16 protein-coding genes are annotated in these 22,530 nt (G+C 66.8%); 13 read left to right on the top strand and 3 right to left on the bottom strand.

The features are described 5' to 3' along the window. Window positions 1–10: 10 nt before the first annotated feature. Genes G5A46_RS12930 through G5A46_RS12920 form a run of 3 tightly spaced genes read right to left on the bottom strand, consistent with a single transcriptional unit; the run spans window position 11 to window position 3,613 of the window. Window positions 11–1,051, bottom strand: coding sequence for a substrate-binding domain-containing protein (locus tag G5A46_RS12930; protein ID WP_163849782.1), 1,041 nt, complete (start codon window positions 1,049–1,051; stop codon window positions 11–13). A gap of 28 nt (window positions 1,052–1,079) precedes the next feature. Continuing rightward, window positions 1,080–2,093 carry an ABC transporter permease gene (locus G5A46_RS12925; protein ID WP_163849781.1) on the bottom strand — a complete coding sequence of 338 codons (1,014 nt, stop codon included), beginning with the start codon at window positions 2,091–2,093 and terminating at the stop codon, window positions 1,080–1,082. Further along, the gene (locus G5A46_RS12920; protein ID WP_163849780.1) at window positions 2,093–3,613 is read right to left on the bottom strand and encodes a sugar ABC transporter ATP-binding protein; all 1,521 of its coding nucleotides are present in this window, start codon (window positions 3,611–3,613) and stop codon (window positions 2,093–2,095) included. The genes G5A46_RS12925 and G5A46_RS12920 overlap by 1 nt, the downstream gene beginning before the upstream one ends. A 145-nt stretch (window positions 3,614–3,758) precedes the next feature. Here G5A46_RS12920 and mtnK point away from each other — a divergent pair, with 145 nt between their 5' ends. The 13 genes from mtnK to G5A46_RS12850 all read left to right on the top strand — a co-directional run bounded on the left by mtnK (window position 3,759) and on the right by G5A46_RS12850 (window position 22,470). Further along, window positions 3,759–5,018, top strand: coding sequence for an S-methyl-5-thioribose kinase (gene mtnK / locus G5A46_RS12915; protein ID WP_163849779.1), 1,260 nt, complete (start codon window positions 3,759–3,761; stop codon window positions 5,016–5,018). Further along, on the top strand, window positions 5,015–6,124 hold the full coding sequence (gene mtnA / locus G5A46_RS12910) for an S-methyl-5-thioribose-1-phosphate isomerase (RefSeq protein WP_163849778.1): 1,110 nt from the start codon (window positions 5,015–5,017) through the stop codon (window positions 6,122–6,124). The genes mtnK and mtnA overlap by 4 nt, the downstream gene beginning before the upstream one ends. Before the next feature lie 13 nt (window positions 6,125–6,137). Next, the gene (locus G5A46_RS12905; RefSeq protein WP_163849777.1) at window positions 6,138–7,118 is read left to right on the top strand and encodes a sugar-binding transcriptional regulator; all 981 of its coding nucleotides are present in this window, start codon (window positions 6,138–6,140) and stop codon (window positions 7,116–7,118) included. Next, window positions 7,115–7,774 (top strand): class II aldolase/adducin family protein, encoded by a 660-nt coding sequence (locus tag G5A46_RS12900; RefSeq protein WP_163849776.1) that lies wholly within the window; start codon window positions 7,115–7,117, stop codon window positions 7,772–7,774. Before G5A46_RS12905 ends, G5A46_RS12900 begins: the two co-directional genes overlap by 4 nt. A 387-nt stretch (window positions 7,775–8,161) precedes the next feature. Then, complete coding sequence (locus G5A46_RS12895) at window positions 8,162–8,653, top strand: MarR family winged helix-turn-helix transcriptional regulator (protein ID WP_163849775.1); 492 nt, start codon at window positions 8,162–8,164, stop codon at window positions 8,651–8,653. Beyond that, window positions 8,650–9,711 carry an efflux RND transporter periplasmic adaptor subunit gene (locus G5A46_RS12890; RefSeq protein WP_239520801.1) on the top strand — a complete coding sequence of 354 codons (1,062 nt, stop codon included), beginning with the start codon at window positions 8,650–8,652 and terminating at the stop codon, window positions 9,709–9,711. The genes G5A46_RS12895 and G5A46_RS12890 overlap by 4 nt, the downstream gene beginning before the upstream one ends. A 10-nt stretch (window positions 9,712–9,721) precedes the next feature. Then, window positions 9,722–12,778 carry an efflux RND transporter permease subunit gene (locus G5A46_RS12885; RefSeq protein ID WP_163849773.1) on the top strand — a complete coding sequence of 1,019 codons (3,057 nt, stop codon included), beginning with the start codon at window positions 9,722–9,724 and terminating at the stop codon, window positions 12,776–12,778. 316 nt (window positions 12,779–13,094) lie between these two features. After that, a complete protein-coding gene (locus tag G5A46_RS12880; RefSeq protein ID WP_163849772.1) occupies window positions 13,095–14,036 on the top strand; it encodes a LysR family transcriptional regulator in 942 nt (313 codons plus the stop codon). 65 nt (window positions 14,037–14,101) lie between these two features. Continuing rightward, the gene (locus tag G5A46_RS12875; RefSeq protein WP_163849771.1) at window positions 14,102–15,073 is read left to right on the top strand and encodes an ABC transporter substrate-binding protein; all 972 of its coding nucleotides are present in this window, start codon (window positions 14,102–14,104) and stop codon (window positions 15,071–15,073) included. Then, window positions 15,070–16,776, top strand: a complete 1,707-nt coding sequence (locus tag G5A46_RS12870) for an ABC transporter permease (protein WP_163849770.1) — start codon at window positions 15,070–15,072, stop codon at window positions 16,774–16,776. The genes G5A46_RS12875 and G5A46_RS12870 overlap by 4 nt, the downstream gene beginning before the upstream one ends. Next, window positions 16,764–17,840 carry an ABC transporter ATP-binding protein gene (locus G5A46_RS12865; RefSeq protein ID WP_163849769.1) on the top strand — a complete coding sequence of 359 codons (1,077 nt, stop codon included), beginning with the start codon at window positions 16,764–16,766 and terminating at the stop codon, window positions 17,838–17,840. Before G5A46_RS12870 ends, G5A46_RS12865 begins: the two co-directional genes overlap by 13 nt. Before the next feature lie 263 nt (window positions 17,841–18,103). Then, window positions 18,104–19,489, top strand: a complete 1,386-nt coding sequence (locus G5A46_RS12860; protein ID WP_163849768.1) for an NAD-dependent succinate-semialdehyde dehydrogenase — start codon at window positions 18,104–18,106, stop codon at window positions 19,487–19,489. A gap of 542 nt (window positions 19,490–20,031) precedes the next feature. Further along, a complete protein-coding gene (locus G5A46_RS12850; protein ID WP_239520799.1) occupies window positions 20,032–22,470 on the top strand; it encodes a calcium-binding protein in 2,439 nt (812 codons plus the stop codon). Window positions 22,471–22,530: the final 60 nt, after the last annotated feature.

Raw genomic sequence — 22,530 nt, 5'->3', positions numbered from 1 at the left:
CCCGTGAAGCTTAGCGTGCCGGAAGCGGCATCCACTCGGCCATGGCGACGTCGGCATGTTGGAACTGCGGCATCTTGGCGCCCAGCTCTTCCATGTTCTTGACGTCGTTCTCGTTCAGGAAATCCTGGGTGATCAGCGTCGGCGGCACGACGATGCTTTCGCCCGGCATTTCACCCGCCAGCATCAGCGCCAGCGCCCGGACGGAGACTTCGCCCACCACGGAGGGGTTGGTGGCAACGGTGGCCACCCAGGCGCTGTCCGGCTCCCGCATGGCCGAGATGTCGGCAGTGGAGACATCGGCGGAATAGATGTCGATGTCCTGGGTCAGCCCGGCCTCGTCCACGGCAATCTTGACGCCCTTGGCGAATTCGTCGAACGGCGCGAACATGACGTTGATCATCGGATTGGCCTGAAGGACGGACCGCGCCTGGTTGGCGACCGAATTGGCGATCGGGTTGTCCAGCGTGCCGAATTGCGCGGCTTCGGTGATGTCGGGGTTGGCTTCCTTCACCTCTTTCCAGGCGACGTCACGACGGTCCAGTGGCGCGATGCCGGGGACGTAGACATAGCCGGCGGTAAAGCCGTTGCCATGATCCTCGATCGCCTGGTCCAGCGCCAGCTTGGCCAGCAGGTAGTCGGATTGCTCCACCTGGGGGATGGCGTCGTTTTCGACATCGACGTCAAAGGCCACGACCTTGATGCCCGCATCCACCGCGCGCTGTGCGGCCGGCTTCATGGATTCGGTCAGCCCGTGCTGGATAATGATCCCGTCCACGCCCAGGGCGATGGCCTGATCGACCATATCGGCCTGAAGCGCGGCATCCTGGCGGCTGTCCAGCACCCGCAGATCCACGCCGATGGCGGCGGCCTGCTGTTCCACGCCAGACAGGTAGGATTGGAAGAAATCGCCGGTGGAGAGATAGCGCACCAGCGCGATCTTCACCTCGCCCGCATTGTCGAACGGCGCGGGCATGTCCGCAGCCGCGACCGGAACGGCCGACAGCGCGATGGCGGCAGCGCCGGTGAATTTCAGAAAGTTGCGTCTGAACATGTTGGGTCCTCCCTTGGTTCCCCTGAGATCACTTGCCCGTCGCGCCACGGCGCGAGGACAGGTAGAACGTGAAGACAAGCGCGATGACCAGCACCGCCCCCTTCACGAAATCCTGCGTGTAATAGGGCGCGTTCATCATCGTCAGACCCTGCAACAGGATCCCCACGAACAGCGCGCCCGTCGCGGTGCCGAAGGCATTGGGCCGCGCAGCGCCCAGCACGGCAAAGCCGATCAGCGCGGCGGCCACGCTGTCCAGCAGCAGGTTGGTCCCCGAGGCGATATCGCCCCGGCCCAGCCGTGCGGCCAGCAGCATCCCCCCGATGGAGGCCATGACCCCCGAGATCATGTAGGCCATGACCTTGTAGCGGTTGACCGGCGCCCCCACGAGGCCCGCCGCCCGCTCGTTCGAGCCGATGGCATACATCAGCCGCCCCTGCCGCGTGAACCCCAGGAACAGCCAGACGCCCAGGGCGATCAGCAGGAAGATCACCACCGGAACGGGCAGCAGGTTCTCCAGGAAGAAATCCATCCGGTGCCGGCCCAGCCACAGGAACGCGGGCGAGAACGTGCCCTCGGCGTTGGATCCGTCGGGCAGCGACATGCCGGTGGCGATGGAATTGCCCTGCGTCGGGATCCGTTGCAGGCCGATCAGCAGGAACATCATCCCCAGCGTCGCCAGCAGGTCGGGCACCCGGAACTTCACGATCAACAGCCCGTTGACCAGCCCCACGGCCGCGCCCATCAGAAGGCACAGCAGGATCGCCATGCCCGCCGACATTTCCAGCACCACCATGACATAGGCCGACAGCATCAAGGCCGAGGTCGCGACCGCGCCGATGGACAGGTCGAACCCGTCCACCACCAGCGTGCAGGTCACGCCAAGCGCCAGGATCCCGGTGATCGCCACGGATTGCAGGATGAACACCGCCGAGCGTGGCGAGGCAAAGCCATTGCTGTTCAGGCTGAAGTAGACGACAAGCGCCGCCAACAGGATCAGGAAGCCATACTTGATGGCGAAATTCAGCAGCCGTTCGTTGCCCATTATCGTCCCTCTGCCCCGACGCTCTGCCCCGCCGGTCCCGAAACCTGGGAGACCAGCGCGGCAAGGTCGATGTTCTGATTGATATGTTCTCCGGCGATCGCGCCTTCGTTCAGCACGATGATGCGGTCGGCGATTTCCAGCGCCTCGTCGATTTCGGCGACGAAGACGATCGTGGCCCGGCCCTTGGCCGAGTTGCGGATATGGCGGCCGATGTCGCGGCGTGCGCCGATGTCCACGCCCTGGAACGGCTCGTCCAGCAACAGCACCCGTGCCGGCTCGATCAGCCAGCGACCGATCATCACCTTCTGCTGGTTGCCCCCAGACAGGGTCAGGATGCTGTCGGTGCCGCCCTGGCAGACGATGCCGATGCGGGCGATCATCTCGTCCGTGACGCGCGCCTGCCGACGCGGGGTCAGAAAGGACAGACGGCTGAACGCGCCCAGAAACGGCAGCGTCATGTTGTCGGCAATGTCGAAATCAGGGATCACCGCGTTGGAGCCGCGATCCTTGGGCGACATGAAGACGCCCCGTCCCACCGCCTCGCGCGCGGATCCGGGGGCATAGGCGGCTCCGTCGATCTGCATGGTGCCCGCCACCGGCTGCGCCAGGCCAAAGAGGATCTCCGCCAGCCGCGTCTTGCCGCTGCCCAGCAGCCCGGTGATCGCCACAACCTCGCCATCGCGGGCGGTCAGATCGATGGCCGCGCTGTCGACCTTCAGCTTCAGCCCCGTCAACTCCAACACCGGGGTTGTGCCGGGCTGCGGATCGATGTCCACATCGGTCATCCGGTGGCCCAGCATGGCCGAGACCGCGCCTTCGTAATCCAGCGGCGCCTCGGAAAACAGGCCGGAGATCGCGCCGTCGCGCATGCACACGATCCGGTCCGCCACGCGGCGGATATCGGACATGCGGTGCGAAATGTAGAGGATCGCGACCCCCTGCTCCCGCAGACGGTCAATCAGCTGGAACAGCCGCTCCGCCTCCGTCGCGGAAAGGGAGGAGGTCGGCTCGTCCAGGATCAGGATGCGCGGGGCGCGGGCCATGGCGCGGGCGATGGCGATCATCTGGCGATCCGCCACGTCCAGATCGGCAACGCGGGTGCGCACATCCATGGTCAGGCCCATGCCCTCGGCCACGCGGGTGGCCTCCCGGCGCAAGGCGCGGTCACGCACGAACAGCCGTGCACCCGACCCTGTCAGACGGTCCAGGGTCAGGTTGGTCGCCACGTCCAGATCGGGGATCACGCCGTCGTTGATGTTCTGGTGCACCGTCACGACGCCCTTGCCGATGGCATCGGCGGCATCCACGGGCTCATAGGGCTGGCCGCCCAGCTCGATCGTGCCGGCGTCGCGGCCGTGATAGCCGCACAGCACCTTGACCAGCGTGGACTTGCCCGCGCCATTGGCCCCCATCAGGACGGTCACCTCTCCCGGGTGCAGGTCCAGATCGATTCCGCGCAGAACATGATTCTGGCCGAACGATTTCTTCAGATCCCTGATTTTACAGGCTGTATCCGTCATTCCCCCTCCGGGCCCCCTCCAGGTATCGCGGCCCGAAACAGGGGCTGCGACGCCCTATATTCCGCCCCGACTGTCGTTTGTCAATTGGATTGACTATTGTAGAACGTGATGGAATGTTCGCGAAAAACCGGAGGAGAATCGTCGCATGACAGCCAAGGATGCGTATGAACCGCTGACGGCCGAAACGCTGGGCGCGCGGCTCGCGGGGATCGACCTGCTGGCCGGAAAGGTCGGTCCCGATCCCACGCAATGGGACGTGCAGGAGGTCGGCGACGGCAATCTGAACCTTGTGTTCATCGTCAAGGGGCCGCAGGGCGCTGCCATCGTCAAACAGGCCCTGCCCTACGTGCGGCTGGTGGGCGACAGCTGGCCGCTGCCGCTGTACCGCGCCTTCTACGAATACCACGCCCTGACGCGGGAGGCCGCGCGCGATCCCGGCGCCGTACCCGAGGTCTGGCATTTCGACGAGACGCAGGCGCTGGTGGTGATGGAATTCCTGTCCCCGCATCGCATCCTGCGCCAGAAGCTGATCGCCGGCGAACGCGTCGACGGGCTGGCCGAACGGCTGGGCCTGTTCTGCGCCCGCACCGGCTTTCGCGGGTCGGAACTGTCGATGAAAAGCGCGGACAAGAAGGCCGATGTGGGCCTCTTCTCCGGCAATGTGGAAATCCCCGCCATCACCGAGGGGCTGGTCTTCACCGATCCCTATTTCGAGGCAGAGCTGAACAACCACACCCCCGGTCTTGACCCGGTGATCAAGATCCTGCGCGACGATCCGGCGCTGAAGGCGCGGGCGCAGCGGATGCTGCTGAAATTCTCCGCCAATACCGAAACGCTGCTCCATGGCGACCTGCACAGCGGCTCTGTCATGGCGACCGAGGATGACGTGCGCGTCATCGACCCCGAATTCGCGCAATACGGCCCGCTGGGCTTTGACATCGGGATGCTGACGGCGAATTACCTGATGGCCTATTTCAGCCAGCCGGGCCATCGCGGCGATGATCTGGCCGCCTATCAGGATTGGCTGCTTGAGGTGATCGAGGGCACCTTTGCTGCCTATGAGGCCGAATTCACCCGCCTGTGGGACAACGAGCGGACAGGGATGCTCTACCCCGCTGCCCTGTTCGAGGATCAGGGCCACAGCTCGGCCGCCGCGCGCACCGAACTGCTGGCCGAGATCTGGCAGGATGCGGTGTCCATCTGCGGGATCGAGATGCACCGCCGCTGCCTTTCTCTCGCGCATAACGCCGATTTCGAAGAGATCGCCGACCCCGCCATTCGCGCCCCGCTGGAGGCGCGCAACCTGATGATGGGGCGCGATCTGATCCTGAACGCGGCCAAGATCGACAGCCCGCGCGCCCTGACGGACCTGGCGCGCCAGCATAACGGAAAGGACGTGCTATGAAGGTCAACGGAACCCCCTATCGTTCCCTGTGGTGGGACGCGGACAAGGGCGCGTTGCAGATCATCGACCAGCGCTGGCTGCCGCATGAGTTCCGCATCCAGCAGGTTGACACGCTGGAAGATTACGCCACCGCCATCGTCGAGATGCGAGTGCGGGGCGCACCGCTGATCGGCGCGACGGCGGCCTATGGCATGGCGTTGGCCATGGCGCAGGACGCTTCGGATGCCAATCTGGACCGGGCCTGGGATTTCCTGCACGAAACGCGGCCCACGGCGATCAACCTGAAATGGGCGCTCGACCGCTGCCGCGCCGCCCTGCGCCCGGTGGCCGAGAGCGACCGCGCCGCCACGGCCCTGACCCTGGCGCACGAGATCGCCGACGAGGATGTGGAGATCAACCGCCGCATCGGGCAGCACGGGCTGGAGATCATCCGCAAGATCGCCGCCGCCAAACCGGCCGGCGAACCTGTGCGCATCCTGACCCATTGCAACGCCGGCTGGCTGGCCACTGTCGATTTCGGCACCGCCACCAGCCCGATGTACCAGGCCCATGACGCCGGCATTCCGCTGCATGTCTGGGTGGACGAGACCCGGCCGCGCAACCAGGGCGCCCTGACCTCGTGGGAGCTGGGCAGCCACGGCATTTCCCACACCTATATCGTGGACAATGCCGGCGGGCACCTGATGCAGCACGGGCAGGTCGATCTGGTGATCGTGGGCACAGACCGCACCACCCGGCGCGGCGATGTCTGCAACAAGATCGGCACCTACCTCAAGGCGCTGGCAGCCAAGGACAACGGCGTGCCTTTCTATGTCGCCCTGCCCTCGCCCACCATCGATTGGACCGTCACCGACGGCGTGGCGGAGATCCCGATCGAGGAACGCAACGCCACCGAGACGACCCATATCCAGGGCATCGGACCGGACGGGAAATTCGCCAGTGTCCGCGTCTCTCCCGAGGGCACGCCCGGCGGCAACCCCGCCTTCGACGTCACGCCCAACCGTCTGGTGACCGGGCTGATCACCGAACGCGGGGTCTGCGAGGCCACGCCTGAAGGTCTGGCCGCGCTGTTCCCCGACATGGCCGGCGCGACGGCGGCGGAGTGATCGGGTGAGCCCGATGTCCACCTCGCGCGGGCGTCCGGTCTCGGACCCGGACGGCCGCGCCGCGCGGCAGGACGAGGCCATCGTCGAAGCCGCCTGGTGCTATTATCACGAAGGGCTCAACCAGAACGACATCGCGCAGCGGCTGGGGGTCAGCCGCGCCTCGGTGGTGAATTATCTGGCCGAGGCGCGGCGCCGCCACTACGTTCGGATTTCGCTGGATACCGCGATCTTTCGAACCAGCGCGCTGGCCAACCGCCTGAAGGCCGCCTTTGATCTCGACGACGCGCTGGTGGTGCCCGCAGGCGATCCCGATCGCGCCGTCACACGCGTCACCCGCGCCGCCGCCGACTGGTTGCCCGAACTGCTGGAACCCGGCGACCGGCTGGGCGTCGCCTGGGGCGAGACGATCTACAACCTGGCGGAGGCCGCGCCGCAGGTCGCTGTCGATGACCTGACCGTGGTGCAATTGCTGGGCTCCCGCCCCGCCTCCCTCGGCTTCGCCGCCGAGGCCTGTTCGGCCACGCTGGCGCTGCGCTTCAGCGCGCTGTGCATCAACCTGCATGTGCCGCTGCTGCTGTCGGATCGCGACCTCTGCACCCGATTGAAAGCCGAACCGGTGGTCGCCGAACAGCTGCGCGCCGTGGCCGAATGCAACAAGGTCGTCTTTGCCGCCGGCACCTGCACTGATGACAGCCATATCGTGCGCACCGGCCTGCTGGATGCCGCGGGCCTGGCACCGTTGCGCGCACGCGGCGCCACCGGCGTGATCTGCGGGCGGCTGATCGACGCGCAGGGGCAGCCCATGGTCTCGGGCAACGAGGATCGCCTGATCGGCGTCACGCTGGACCAGATGGCGGCGAAGTCCACCGCCCTTCTGGTGGCCGCCGGAGCCGATCGCGTCGCCGCCACCCGCGCCGCCCTGCGCGGCGGCTATGCCACCCACCTTGCCACCAGCTCCGATATCGCTGCCCAACTTCTGGATGATCCCGCGTGACCACCGCCTATGCCGATACCACCGCCACCCGCCAAGAGATCATCGACGCCTGTCGCTGGATGAACGCGCGCGGCATCAATCAGGGCACCTCGGGGAACATCTCCGTCCGGGTGGCCGACAGCCTGTTGATCACCCCCTCCGGCGTGCCCTATGACGTGATGACCCCCGACATGATCGTGCGTTTGCCGACCGAGGGCGCGGCGCAACCGCAGGGCGATCTGACTCCCTCCTCCGAATGGCGGTTCCACCAATCGGTGATGGCCGCGCGGCCCGACATGCATGTCACGGTCCATGCCCACCCCGCCCATGCCACCGCCGTGGCGATGCAGAACCGTGCCATTCCGGCCTGCCATTACATGGTGGCGGCCTTTGGCGGCGGGGATGTCCCGCTGGCCCCTTATGCGCTGTTCGGCAGTTCCGAGCTGGCCGCATATGTCGCCACCGCCATGGCCGACCGCCACGGCTGCCTGATGGCCGGGCATGGCGCCACCGTCGTCGGCGAAAGCATCGCGCGCGCCCTGTGGCGGATGGAAGAACTGGAGAACCTCGCCCGCGTCTTCCTGCTGTCGCAGACCGGCGGCGCGCCGGTGATCCTGACCGACGCGCAGGTGGCGGAGGTCGTCACCGCCTTTGCCGGCTACGGTCCGCGAAAGTAGCCCGCCCCCGCCGCCAGACGGCACCTGAGCCAGCGCGGCGGACAGCGCGATCGTGCCGCCGGACACTCTGAGCGGCCGGGCGACCCCGGGGCCCGGCCGCCGGGCAACGGGCGGCATCCGGCCGGGGCACTCAGCCCCCCTGTCGGGGCTGTCGCGCAGGGTCACGTCGCAGGGCCACGGCGCGGGGCCAGGATCGGCCATTCCACCCTTCCCCTTGCTTGATTTTCAGGTTTTCCACCGGTTCTGTGCACAGGCGGCAAGATAGGTGTGCGCTTTTGAACGCTGCACTGCGGCAGAATTCGTGGAATAATCAGTTTCATGCATTGAATATTTCAGTTTCCGAAGTATATCGCCATTTCCCCCCCGATCCGGAGACCGGAAACCGACATGGCGACTGCCCCCACCAACTTCGTGGCTGACCTGCCCGATGGCCTCCCTGCCGAGCTGTATGCCCTGATGGGCATCTTCCTGACGTTCTGGAAGACGGAAGAACGGGTCGAAGCCATCGAGGTGCAGCCCCCCCTGACCAAGAACGAGCGCATGATGCTGTTTTTCCTGGGCACACAGCACCGCATGGGGCAGCTGGCGACGGACATGCAGATGCTGCCCTCGGCGGTCACCGCGCTGGCCGACACCCTGCAGAGCAAGGGGCTGGTCGCACGCGTCCGTGATCCCGACGACCGCCGGGCCTGGCGCCTGGACCTGACCCGGGAAGGCCACGAGGTACGTTGCGCGCTGATGACCTCGGCCTGCCGGATCTTTCAAGAGGTCGCCGGGCTGTCGGCCAAGGAAACGGAAACAATCGCGGCGCTGATGCGCAAGGTCGCCCGCAATATCAAGGCCAGCGGCCTGCCCGAAGGAGCAAAGAAATGCGAATGAACAGAAAACTGGCGCTGGCCGCCGTGACCGCTCTGGTGCCGCTGATGGCCAGCCCCTTGCCCGGCTGGACCCAGACGCCGCTGAAACCGGTCAAGACGTTGGTAGCCGACAGCAGCGCCGACAAGGTGTCGCGGCAGTTCTTCGGCCAGGTGGTGGCCCGCCAGACCGTTGACCTGGCCTTTCAGGTCGGCGGCCAGCTGGTGCGCTTTCCGGTGATCGAGGGCGCCACCCTGTCGGAGGGCGACCTGGTCGCCCAGCTGGATCTTGAGACCTTCCAGCTTTCGCTGGATCAGGCGACGCTGCAACGCGACCAGGCGCAGCGGACGCTGGACCGGCTCAAACGGCTGGAGGGGCGGACCACCAGCCAGGTCAGCGTCGATGACGCCACGACCCAGTTGCAACTGGCCGAAGTCGCGGTGCGCAACGCTGAATATGCCCTGAAACACGCCACCCTGTCGGCCCCGTTCGACGCGCTGGTCGCCGCGCGGGAGGTGGCGAACTTTACCACAATCAGCGCCGGCACCCCGGTGGTGCGGCTGCATGACATGTCTGAAATCCGGATCGAGGTCGACATCCCCGAGGTTCTGCTTCTGCGCAGCAGCACCCAGGAAAAGGCCGACCTGAACATCGAGGCGCGGTTCCCCTTCTTCAACGAGGTCTTTCCCCTGGAGATGCGCGAATTCAACGCCGAAACGACGCGCGTCGGGCAATCGTTCCGCGTGACCCTGGCCATGGACCCGCCGGAAGATGTGGAGATCCTGCCCGGCGCCTCTGCCACCGTCACCGTGGCGCTGGACGCGCCGCATGAAAACGCCATCCGCGTGCCCAAACCCGCCGTCTTCATCGAACCCGACGGCACCACGGCGGTGATGGAATTCACCCCCGGCGACGGCGAGGAAGGCACCCTGACCAAGCGCAGCGTCAAGGTCGCGCCCGCCCCCGATGGCAGCCTGCTGGTGACCGAGGGCCTGACCCGCGGCACCGAGATCGTCGCCGCCGGCGGCGCCGCACTGGAAGACGGCCAGGCCGTCCGCCGCTTTGCCGGTTTCGGAAACTGAGGCCCCTTCCATGAACATCGCACGTTTTTCCATCGGCAAGCCGTTGATCACATGGCTGATCATTCTGAGCTGCCTGCTGGGCGGGATCTGGGGCTTTGCCACCCTGGGCCGTCTTGAAGATCCGTCCTTCACCATCAAGCAGGTGGTGATTTCCACGCAATATCCCGGCGCCAGCGCCGAACAGGTCGCGACCGAGGTGTCCGAACCACTGGAATCGGCCATCCAGAAGATGGGCGAGGTCGACAAGATCACCTCTGTCAACCAGCCGGGGTCGTCGCTGATCACGGTAGAGGTCTATTCCACCTTCGGCGGCGACGAATTGCCGCCGATCTGGACCAAGCTGCGCAACCGCGTCTCCGACGCCGCGCGCGCCCTGCCCGACGGGGTGTCCGAACCCTATGTGAACGACAGTTTCGGCGATGTTTTCGGCATCTATTACGCCGTCACCGCTGACGGGTTCTCGGATGCGGAGAAACACCGGCTGGCCACCTACCTGCGGCGCGAGTTGCTGACCGTGGACGGCGTCGCCGATGTCGAGGTCAAGGGCCTGCCGGAAGAGGCGATCTTTGTCGAACCGGACATGGCCCAGGCGATCAACCAGAACATGCCGCCGCAAACGATTTCAAGCGCGCTGGCCAATGCCAATTCCGTGGTCGATGCCGGTTCCATCACCCGTGACGGGCGCGAAACCATTATCCAGGCCCCCGAAGGGTCCGACAGCGTGGAGGCCATCGCCTCCCTGTCCATCGGGTCCTCGGGGGAAGTGATCAACCTCTTCGACATGGCCCGTGTGCATCGGGACCGTATCGCGGATCCCGGCCTGCTGATGCGGTTCAACGGGCAGGATGCGTTCTCCATCGGAGTGGCCGGGCTGTCGACGGAAAACATCGTCGATGTCGGGCACCGCGCGGAGGCGCGGCTGGGCGAGATCGACAACAACATCCCCGAGGGCGTCACACTGCACCCGATCTACCAGCAGCACGAGGTGGTCGACGAGGCCTCCAGCGCCTTCCTGGTGAACCTGGCCATGTCCGTCGCCATTGTCGTGGTCGTGCTGGCCCTGTTCATGGGCTGGCGGGCCTCGGTCGTGGTGGGGGCGACCTTGCTGCTGACCGTGGTCGGCACGCTGTTCTTCATGGCGCTCTTTTCCATCGAGATGGAGCGGATCTCCCTTGGCGCGCTGATCATCGCCATGGGGATGCTGGTGGACAATGCCATCGTCGTGGCCGAGGGGATGCAGATCTCCATGCGGCGCGGCAAGGACAGCCTGTCGGCGGCTGATGACGCCGCCGGCAAGGCGCAGATCCCGCTGCTGGGGGCCACGGTGATCGGCATCATGGCCTTTGCCGGGATCGGCCTGTCGCCGGATGCGACCGGGGAATTCCTGTTCTCGCTGTTCGCGGTGATCGGGATCTCTCTGCTGCTGTCCTGGGTGCTGGCGCTCACCGTCACGCCGCTGCTGGGGCATTACTTCTTCCGCCAGGGCAGCGCCGATGACGGCGACGCCTATGGTGGCTGGATGTTCCGGGTCTATGGTCGTGTGCTGGACTGGTCGCTGCGCCTGCGCTGGCTGGTGGTGGTCGCGCTGGTGGGGATCACGGTGGTCTGTTTCGCGGGTTTCGGCCTGATGAAGCAATCGTTCTTCCCCGACAGCAACACGCCGATGTTCTTCGTCCACTACAAGCTTCCGCAGGGCACCGACATCCACACCACGTCGGACGATCTGCGCAAGATGGAGGATTGGCTGGCCAAGCGCGAGGAGGTGCAATCCGTCGCCGCATTCGTCGGCGAAGGCGCGTCGCGTTTCATGCTGACCTACGAGGCTGAGAAGGCGAACCCCTCCTACGGGCACCTGATCATCCAGACCGAGCGGCTGGACCAGATCCCGCCGCTGCGCAACGCGCTGGAGGAATTCGGCCGCAGCCAGTTCCCGGAGGCCGAGTTCCGCACCAAGCGGCTGGTTTTCGGTCCGGGCGGCGGCGCGCCGATCCAGCTGCGCCTGTCGGGCCAGGATCCCACCGTGCTGCGCCAGCTGTCGGTGCAGATGCGCGACGTGATGGAAGGCGCCTCGGACAACCTGCGCGACATGCGCACCGACTGGCGCGAGCAGGAGCTGGTGCTCAAGCCGCTTTATGCCACCGAACGCGCCCAGACCGCGGGCATCAGCCGGGAGGAGGTCGCCCAGACCCTGCGCCTGGCCACCGACGGCATCACCAGCGGCGTCTACCGGGAAGGCGATCGCCAGATCCCGATCATCACCAGGATGCCGCCGGACAGTAACCTGGGGCTGCTGGACCAGGTGGTGTTTTCCTCCATCACCGGGGCTGCCATGCCGCTGGAACAGCTTCTGGACGGGCTGGAGTTCGAACCTCAGAACACGCTGGTGCATCGCCGCAACCGGGTACCGACCCTCACGCTGGAGGCCGATATCCCCGCCGACATGACCGCGGCGCAGGTCCAGGCAGAGATCCAGGCCGCGGTTGAGGCGGTGGAGCTGCCCGTGGGCTACGACATGGAATGGGGCGGCGAATACGAAAGCTCCCGCATGGCGCAGGAGGCCCTGGGCGCGCAGATCCCGATCTCGGTGCTGATCATGGTGCTGATCTCGGTCCTGCTGTTCAACGCGCTGCGCCAGCCGCTGATCATCTGGCTGCTGGTCCCGATGTCGGTCAATGGCGTGGTGGTCGGCCTGCTGGGCACCGATACGCCCTTCACCTTTACCGCGTTGCTGGGACTGCTGTCGCTGTCGGGGATGCTGATCAAGAACGGCATCGTCCTGGTCGAGGAAATCGACCTGGTCCGCGCCGAAGGCGTGCCCCTGCGCCGCGCCATCATCCAGGCCTCGACCTCCCGTCTGCGTCCGGTGATGCTGGCGGCGGTGACCACGATCCTCGGGATGGCGCCACTGCTGAGCGATGCGTTCTTCCTGTCGATGGCGATCACCATCATGGGGGGGCTGGCCTTTGCCTCCATCCTCACGCTGGTGGCCGCGCCGGTGTTCTACTACCTGTTCTTCGCCCGCGAGGAACGGCGCGCCCAACAGGCCAAGGCGGCCCCGGCGGGGTGATCCCGCCAAGCGCCCGCGCCGCAGCCATAGGGCAAGGCCCGCGCCGACCGGGCCCGCCCGAACCGACCGGGCCGCAGGACATCCCTGCGGCCCGGTTTTTCTTGCCCAGGGGCTTCCCGCGACAGGGCAAAACCTTTGCCGACCCGCCCATCGTCGCGCGTGTTTGCGCCGCCCGCCCCGCGCACCGAGCCCGCGTCGCCTGCACCCATGCCTGTGCCTTCTGGCCCCCGTCTTTTCCACCGACCCCGGCACGCGCCGCTTGATCCCCGAGCGGAAATCGTCGATCCAAGGGGTCATTTCCCCCTCGGGACGGACCATGGATACCGACAACCTGCGCCTCTTTGTCCTTGCGGCGGAAAAGCTGAACATCAGCGCCGCGGGCCGCGCGCTTGGCATGGCGCCCGCCGCCGCCAGCGCCCGGCTGGCCAAGCTGGAACACGCCCTGGGCGCAGACCTGCTGCACCGCTCCACCCGCAAGGTGGCGCTGTCGCTGGAGGGGGCCGAATTCCTGCCCTTTGCCCGCGAAATGCTGGCCCAGGAGGACGCGGCGCTGGCCGCCCTGGGCCAGGGCCGGCTGGCCGCCACCGGCACCCTGCGCTTTACCGCGCCCAGCACCTTTGCCCAGCAATACATCGCGCCGATCCTGCCGGATTTCCTGGCCAGCCACCCCGAGGTGACGCTGGACCTGCGGCTGTCCGACGTGCGCTATGACCTGATCGAGGGCAGTTTTGACCTGGCGCTGCGCAATTCCATGCTGGAAGATACCAACCTCAAGTGCCGCAAGCTGGCCGAGGACAGCCGCATCCTGTGCGCTGCGCCCGATTACCTGGCCCGGCACGGTACCCCCCGGACCCCGGCGGAGCTGGACCGCCATGCCCTGCTGGCCTTCCGCGATCAGGCGCCGCGCGCGCTGGCAGGCCCTGAGGGCGCGCGCGCGCTCTTCGATCCGCGCGGACCGCGCGGGCGGATGATTCTGGACGACGGGATGAGCCAGAAGATCACCACATTGGCCGGGGCCGGGATCTCCATCAACTCGCTGTGGTCCGTACATCGCGAGCTGGCGGAGGGGCGGCTGGTGCGGGTATTGCCGGGCTGGACGCTGGCGGATCGGTCTGTGCTGTGGCTGGTCTATCCCAAGGCCAACGTGCTGTCGGCCAAGGTCCGGGTATTCATGGATTTCCTGCTGGATCGTATCGGCCGGGCGCCAGCCTGGCTTGAGGATCCAGACAATCACCAAACTGTCACGCAGACCCGATAGGGCAGGCCCCGTGCCTGTCGCCACCGCGCGGCCTGCCCCTGCAACCCAACCCGATCGGAGACGCCATGACCCGTTCCCTTCTCGCCGCTGCCCTGACCCTCGCCCTGCCCGGCCTTGCCGCCGCCGAGACGTTGACCCTCTACACCTCGCAGCCCAATGCCGATGCGCAAAAAACCGTCGATGCCTTCATGGCCGCCCATCCCGACATCGAGGTCGATTGGGTGCGCGATGGCACGACCAAGCTGATGGCCCGGCTGACCGCCGAAATGGCCGCCGGTTCCGCCCAGGCCGACGTGCTGCTGATCGCCGACACCGTGACGCTGGAAGGTCTGGCACAGGCCGGCGAACTGGCCGCCTACCAATCCTCCGAGGCCCAGGCCTATGACCCCGCGCTCTACAGCGCCGAAGGGTTCTACCACTCGACCAAGCTGATCACGACCGGCATCGTCTACAATACCGGCGCCGAGATGGCCCCCACCTCCTGGGCCGATCTGGCCAAGCCCGAGATGGCCGGGCTGGTTGCAATGCCCTCGCCGCTCTATTCCGGCGCGGCACTGATCCACCTGGCGACGCTGACCGAAACCGACGGATTGGGTTGGCCCTGGTACGAGGCGCTGGCCGCCAACGAGGCTCGTGCCGAGGGCGGCAATGGCGGCACGTTCAAGGCCGTCGCGGCGGGCGAGAAACCCTATGGTGTTCTGGTCGATTTCCTGGCCCTGCGCGCCAAGGCCGACGGCTCCCCCGTCGAATTCGTCTTCCCGGCAGAGGGCGTCTCCTACGTGACCGAACCGGTCGCGATCATGGCCGGCACAGACCAGATGGAGGCGGCGCAGAAATTCGTTGACTTCCTGCTGGGCGAAGAGGGCCAACAGCTGGTGACCGAGATGGGTTATATCCCCGCCCGCAACGGCGTCGCCAGCCCCGAGGGCTTCCCCAGCCGCGAGGAGATCACTCTGATGGCCTTCGATCCGGCGTCGGCACTGGCCAATGCCGACGCCAACAAGGAGAAATTCGCGGAAGTCTTCGGCGTCAAATGACCGCCGGCGCGACGAACACGGGTGGCAGCCGGTCCCGTGACCGGCTGCTGCCACTGCTTCTGCTGCCCGTGGGGCTGATTGCCCTGGGCCCGGTCCTGCGCCTGCTGCTGGAAGGGATCGGCCTTGGCAGCGGGCTGACCGGCGCCCATCTGACGGAGGTGCTGGGCCGCGACAGCACCCGCACCGCATTGGCCCATTCGCTGATTACCGCCGGTGGCGGCACGATCCTGTCGATCGCGATTGGCGGGCTTTTTGCGTTTCTCGTCGCGCTGACCGATATCCGGGGCAAGGCGGCGCTGGTTTTCTGCCTGATGGTGCCGATGATGATCCCGCCGCAGATCACCGCGCTGGCATGGATGCAGGTCACCGGCCCCTCCTCTGTCCTGCTCAAGATGCTGGGGTTGGCGCCGCCGCTGGGCAGTCCGCAGCCGCTCTACTCGCCCGGCGGGATCATCCTTCTGCTGGGCATTCAACATGCCTCTCTCGTGTTTCTGACCCTGCGGGCCGGGCTGCGCATGATCCCCGCCGACCTGGTGGAGGCCGCCCGCATGTCCGGCGCCGGTGCCCTTCGGGTCTGGGCGCAGATCGTGTTGCCGCTGTCGATGCCCGCATTGCTGGCCGGTGGGGCGATGGCCTTTGTCACCGCCCTGGGCAATTTCGGCATCCCCGCGATGCTGGGCATTCCGGCGCGGTATTCCACGTTGCCGACGCTGATCTATCAGCGGCTGGTCGGCATGGGCCCCTCTGTCCTGCCGGAGGTCGCGGTACTGTCGCTGCTGATCGGCACGGTGGCCATCGTGGGCGTGCTGGTGGCGCGCGCCGTGCTGAAACGGCAGGGCCATGGGCTGGCCGGTCTGTCAGGCGTACCGCTGGCCCTGTCGTTGGGCCGGGCGCGCGGGCCGGTGGAAATCGCGCTATGGTCCTTCATCGCGGCCATATTGGCGCTGCCGTTGCTGGCGTTGTTGGCGACCTCTCTGATCCCGGCCTATGGAGTGCCGTTGACCTGGGCCAGCGCGACATTGGACAGTTGGCGCGAGGCGCTGCTGGTGCAGCCCGTCACCCGCCGCGCCTATGGCAATTCGCTGCTGCTGGCGACTGCGGCGGCGGCAATCCTGATGGCTCTCTGTCTCCCCCTTGCCTGGCTGATGCAGCGCCGCCCCAGCCGCGCCAGCCGCCTGTTGGATACCCTTGTCGACCTGCCCTACGCGCTGCCCGGCGTGGTCCTGTCGATCGCCTGCATCCTGGCCTTCATGAACCTGCCGTTCACCGACCTGACGCTTTATGGCACGCTGTGGATCATCCTGCTGGCCTATCTGGCGCGGTTTCTGGTTGTGATGCTCCGGCCGATCCAATCCGCCATCGCCCAGCTGGACCCCGCGATGGAAGAGGCCGCCGCCAGCACGGGCGCCCGACTTGGCCGTCGCCTGCGCACCATCGTCCTGCCGCTGGCGGCGCCCTCGGCCGCCGCCGGGGCGATCCTTGTGTTCCTGACAGCGGTAAATGAATTGACCGTCTCGGCGCTGCTGTGGTCTTCGGGGACCGAAACGCTGGGCGTCGTGATCTACAACCTCGAAGACAGCGGCGAAACGGTCATGGCCTCGGCGCTGGCGATGTCCATCGTGCTGTTGATCGTGGCGCTGATGGGCCTGGTGCAGGCCGGCGCGCGACGCTTCCCCAAAGGAGTCATCCCGTGGCAGAGCTGAGCTTTTCCAACCTGACCAAGCGGTTCGACGGCGCCCCCGCGCTGGACGGGATCGACATGCGCATCGGCGCCGGTGAATTCGTCGCCCTGCTGGGCCCTTCGGGCTGCGGCAAGACCACGTTGCTGCGTCTGGCCGCCGGGTTCGAGATCCCCACCGGGGGCGAAATCCGGCTGGGCGGCGATATCGTCGCCGGGCCGGGCACCTTCGTCGCGCCGGAGGATCGCGGCATCGGCATCGTCTTTCAGTCCTATGCATTGTGGCCGCACAAATCGGTGCACGGCAATGTCGCCTACCCGCTGGAGGTGCGTGGCCTGCCCCGCGCCGAACGCGCCCGCCGCGTGGAGGAGGCACTGACCCTGACCGGGCTGGGCGCGCTGGCCGACCGGATGCCGGCGCAGCTGTCGGGCGGGCAACGCCAGCGGGTTGCCCTGGCGCGATGCCTGGTGTTCGAACCACGCGCCGTGTTGCTGGACGAGCCGCTGGCCAACCTCGATCTCGCCCTGCGCGGCACGATGCAGGAGGTCTTTTCCATGTTCCACCGCCGCACCGGCGCGACCATGGTCTATGTCACCCATGATCAGGGGGAGGCCCTTGCCCTCGCCGATCGGGTCGCGGTCATGGAGGCCGGGCGCATCCGCCAGTTCGCCGCGCCCGAGACGCTCTACGGGGAGCCGGCGGATTGCTTTGTCGCCGGTTTCGTCGGTGACGGTGCCGTGGTCTCCGCCCGGGGTCTGGGGCCTGCCGGGCCGGGCCGCATCCACCTGTCGGTGCTGGGCCAGGAGGTGACGGCCCGCAGCCGCACCGCCGATCCCACGCATGTCAGCCTGCGCCCTGAGGCGATCACCCTGTCCGACAGCGCCCCGTTGCGTGCCCGCGTCAGCGGCTGCACCTACCTGGGCGGGCGGTTCCGCCTGTCTCTGGAGGCCGAAGGCGAAACCCTGATCGCCCTGTCCCCGCAGCGTGCCCGCCCGGGGGAAACCCTGGGCCTGACCCTCCGCGACCCCTGGGCCTTTGCCGATCCGCTGGGCGGCGGCCTGCCGGCCCGCAGCCTCGCCCCCGCCTGATCTCCGGCCCCTCCGCGCCGGGGTGGTTGGGGGGGGCGGGTGCTGCCGCCCTCTGTCCTGCGCGCCAACGCAGCGCCCCGCCCCACACCAAGGGCGGAGCGAGAGCGCGCCACGCGGCACGTCCGGGCCGTGCCCTCGTCCATGCCCCCGGCCCCCGCGCTGCCGCCAGGGAAACCCCGTCCCCGTCACGCTTTCGTGCCCGCACGCCGTGGAACTTCGCCCCGCGTCCCACCGTTCCCTGCCCAAGAGAAAAGGAGTACGGAATGACCCAGATCACCACCCGCAACCCGGCCACCGGCGAGACGCTGCAATCCTATGACGTCCAGAGCGCCGAGGAGGCCTTTGCCGCGGTCGAAGCAAGCCACAGCGCCTTTCTCTCCTGGCGCGAGATCACCCATGAGGAACGCGCCCCTGTGCTGCGCAGCATCGCCGCCAAGCTGCGCGACAACGCTGACGAGCTGGCCGCGCTGATGACCCGTGAAACCGGCAAGCTGATCTCGGGCGGCAAGCAGGAGGTGGAGATCTGCGCCCAGATCTTCGACTATACCGCCGACAATGGCCCCCGCATCCTGGGCGACGAGGACCGTGTGCATGGCGATGGCCGGCGCGGCGTCGTCACCTATCAGCCGATCGGGGTGATCTATTCGGTGCAGCCGTGGAATTTCCCGCTATACCAACCCGTGCGCGTTCTGGCAGCCGCGCTGATGGCGGGCAATGGCTGTGTGCTGAAACATGCCTCCATCTGCACCGGCAGCGGCCTGCGCCTGCGGGAGCTGTGCATCGAGGCGGGCCTGCCGGAGGAACTGTTCCAGGTCGTGGTGATCGACCACGAGACATCGGACAGGATCATCGCCCATGACAAGGTGCGCGGCGTGACCATGACCGGGTCGGACACGGCCGGACAGCATATCGGCCAGCAGGCAGCCGCCGCGCTGAAGAAATCGGTGCTGGAGCTGGGTTCGAACGATGCCTACCTGGTGCTGGAGGATGCAGATATCGAGCTGGCGGTGAAAACCTCCGTCATCGGGCGGCTGTACAACAACGGGGAAACCTGCGTGAACGCCAAGCGGTTCATCGTCACCGAGAAGGTTTATGACCGTTTCGTCGATGCCTTTGCAGCGCAGATGGCCCGGATCCGCATGGGCGATCCCACCGATGACCGGACAGAGCTGGGGCCGCTCAGCTCGCAGGACCAGTTCGAAACGGTACGTGACCAGGTGGAGCAGAGCGTGAAGGCCGGTGCCACGATCCTGTGCGGCGGCCAGGTACCCGAGGGGTCCGGCGCCTTCTATCCGGCCACGGTGCTGGGCGATGTGAAACCGGGCATGCCCGCCTATGACGACGAGATCTTCGGCCCCGTGGCCGCGGTGATCCGGGCCCGCGACGATGCGGATGCGATGCGCATCGCCAATGACAGCCGCTACGGGCTGGGCGGCGGCATCTTCTCCAGGGACGAGGAACGCGCCCTGGCGCTGGCCCGCACCCATTTCGACACCGGCATGGTGCGCATCAACTCCTTTGGCGCCGCCGATCCCAACATGCCCTTTGGCGGGGTGAAGAATTCCGGCTATGGCCGCGAACACGGCGGGTTCGGGATGCATGAATTCGTCAATGCCAAGGCCGTCTACCTGACCTCCCGAGCGGCCTGACGGCCCCGGCGGGGACCGGGCGCCGCGCGGGCCACCCCCCGCGGCCCCCCCGCATCTTTGCGCCCCCCCCTTCGCGGCCCTGTGGCCGCCATCGCGCCGCGCGTGCCCCATCGGCCCGCGCGGCGTTTTTGCGTGGCACGGTGTCTTTTTGCCGCATGACCTTCTGCGTGGCGGGCCAGCCTGCGGGCGGCAGGACGCGCAGTTGCGGGACCGCCTGCGGCGGCGCGCCCCGATCCACGCAGCGGCGCGCGATTCACCCCGTGCCCGCCGACAGCCTGCACCGGCCCGACGCTGCCGCGCCAATGGCACAACATGTCGAAAACATGGCGAAATCCCGACGCAAGGAGGGCCACCCCACCCGTTTCAGGTGGGGTGGCCCCTCCCGATATGACCCGACCTATCCCTTTGGATTAGGCCAGTCGCCGCATGTGCGCGGGAAATGCAATTCCGGGTCTGCAATAACGTTTCCAGAAACGCATTCAGCGCCGGACACCATGGCAGACCGCTCCCCCCGGCCCCCGACAGAAAGTTAGGATTTCATCATGACCAGCATCTTCCGCACCTTTGAATTCATCGGCACCTCCGGCGACGACCTGATCCTGGACGGCTATGTCAACGAAAACGGCGAAGTCATCGTCGAGGCCTCGGACCTCGTCGATTTCGCAAACGGCCACATCGGCAACGACACGATCTCCACCGGTGCGGGCAATGACCTGGGCGCGGGCGACATGGTCGGCGACGAATGGAGCTATGACGGCGACCGCTGGGTTTATGACGCGGCCAAGGTCGTGGCCTCCGACGTGGCCGCGATGCGCGCCTTCGACGACCTGATCATCACCGGCGCGGGCAACGACGTTCTGCTGGGCAACGGCGGTCACGACCAGTTGTTCGCAGGCGCCGGCGACGACATCCTGAACGCGGGCTCCGGCAACGACCAGACCTTCGGCGGCGCGGGCGACGACATCCTGAACCTGGAGGCCGGCAACGACTACGCCGAGGCCGGTCAGGGTGCCGACATCGTCAACGGCGGCGCCGGCGACGACGTGATCTACGGCGACCTGAAGGGCGACAACCTGCTGGCCGACGGCGGCACGGCGACCACCTTTGACGGGCTGGCGCAACAGGGCGGCTGGACCGTCACCGATGATTTCGGCCAGGAAGTGATTTCCCAATCCGCGCAAACGGTTGCGGGCGAAACCTACACCATTTCCTTTGACCTGGCGGCCAATCTGTCCGCTGGCAAGTCCTCTGCCACTGTCGAGGTCATCTGGAACGGCGAAGTCGTGGAGACGGTGCAAACGTTCTCCGGCGCCTACCAGACCTTCGAGGTCGATGTGCAAAGCACCGGTGACGCTGGCGAAATCAGCTTCCGCACGGTGGAGGAAAGCTTTGACGCCACCTACGATTTTTCCGGGCCGATCGTCTCCTATGCCGGTACGTTGGACGTGGGCGGCGAAACGGCGGAAGTCGCGGCCTTCGCCGCCGGCCAGGCCAAGCTCTACCAGGTGATCGACGGCCACCTGCATGTCTTCGACACCGCCGCCAGCACCTACGAGGCGGTGGGCCAGGCGCCGGGCTTCAAGATCAACGCCACCGGCTTCAACGTGCAGGATGACCTGATCTACGGCGTGGCGAAATCGGGCGGCACCGACAGCCTGGGCAATGCCGTGTCCACCACCGATATCGTGGCCATCGACGCCACCGGCGCGACCTACCGCATCGGCGACGGCTTCTACGGCGATTACGTCGGCGATTTCGACGATGCCGGCAACCTCTGGACCTTCCATTCCGCGTTGAACCGCATCAGCATCGTCGATGTGGACAATCGCGACGCCGACGGCAACCCGGCCATCCAGCACCTGCATTTCGACAGCGCCATGTTCCAGGACCGCACCTATGACCTGGCCTACAACGCCGCCGAAGGCGTGTTCCTGGCGGTGGTCTCCCCCAGCTCCAACGGCGGTACCGGCAAGGTGGTGAAGATCGACGTCAGCGCCGTGGCCCAGGGCGGCCAGCCGACCTTTACCGAAGTCGCGATCACAGGCACGCTCTATGGCGCGGAAATGGAAAGCGGCATGGCCAACGGTGCCTATGGCGCGGTCTTCTTCGACGGCGAGGGGAACCTTTATTACGGGCTGAACAAGGGCGACCACGACCTGAACGGCGCCACCGACATCAGCGGCGCGATCTTCAAGGTCAACGTCGACTGGACCACCGGTCAGGCCTATTCGGAATTCATGTCCGAGGCCCCGGCCACCGGGTCCAACGACGGCGCCGTCGACCCCCGCTCGGCCGATCCCTTTGCCGAAATCGACGCCGATGCCGCCGTGCTGCTGCGCGAACCCGCCCTGGTCCAGGTCGAGGGCGGCAACGACACCCTGCGCGGTGGCGAAGGCAATGACGAGATCCACGGCAACGCGGGCGACGACGATATCAACGGCGGCACCGGCGCGGACAGCCTGTACGGCGATCAGGGCAATGACCTGGTGTCCGCCGGCAGCGGCAACGACCTGATCGACGGTGGCACCGGCAACGACAAGCTGCGCGGCGAGGCCGGCGATGACGCCATCCTTGGCGGCGAAGGCAACGATTTCCTGGACGGCGGCACGGGCAATGACCAGCTGTCGGGCGGCGCAGGCGTGGACAAGATCGTCGGCGGCACCGGCGCGGACATCATCGAAGGCGGCGCAGGCAACGATCAGCTTTGGGGTGGCAATTGGTCGGCGGATGGCGCGGCAGACACCTTTGTCTTCGCAGCAGGCTCCGGCAAGGATTTCGTCCATGACTTCGAGGCCGGCACCGACCTGATCGATTTCTCCGCGCTGAACACCGACCACGCCAGCGTCATGCAGGTCGCCGACGATCAGGGCTGGGCCACGATCATCGACATGGGCGATCTGGCCGGCGGCATGGAGGGCGACATTCTGATCCTGAAGGCCGTCGGGATCTCCGATCTGGACATGGACGCGTTCATCTTCTGATCGACCCGGACGCAAGCCCCCGTCCCCTGGCCATGGCGGGACGGGGGCTTTTGTCGTGCC

This window comes from Pseudooceanicola aestuarii, from assembly GCF_010614805.1.
Lineage (GTDB): Bacteria > Pseudomonadota > Alphaproteobacteria > Rhodobacterales > Rhodobacteraceae > Pseudooceanicola > Pseudooceanicola aestuarii.
The sequence above is the reverse complement of the archived record's forward strand: the minus strand, read 5'-3'. Positions and strand labels throughout refer to the sequence as shown.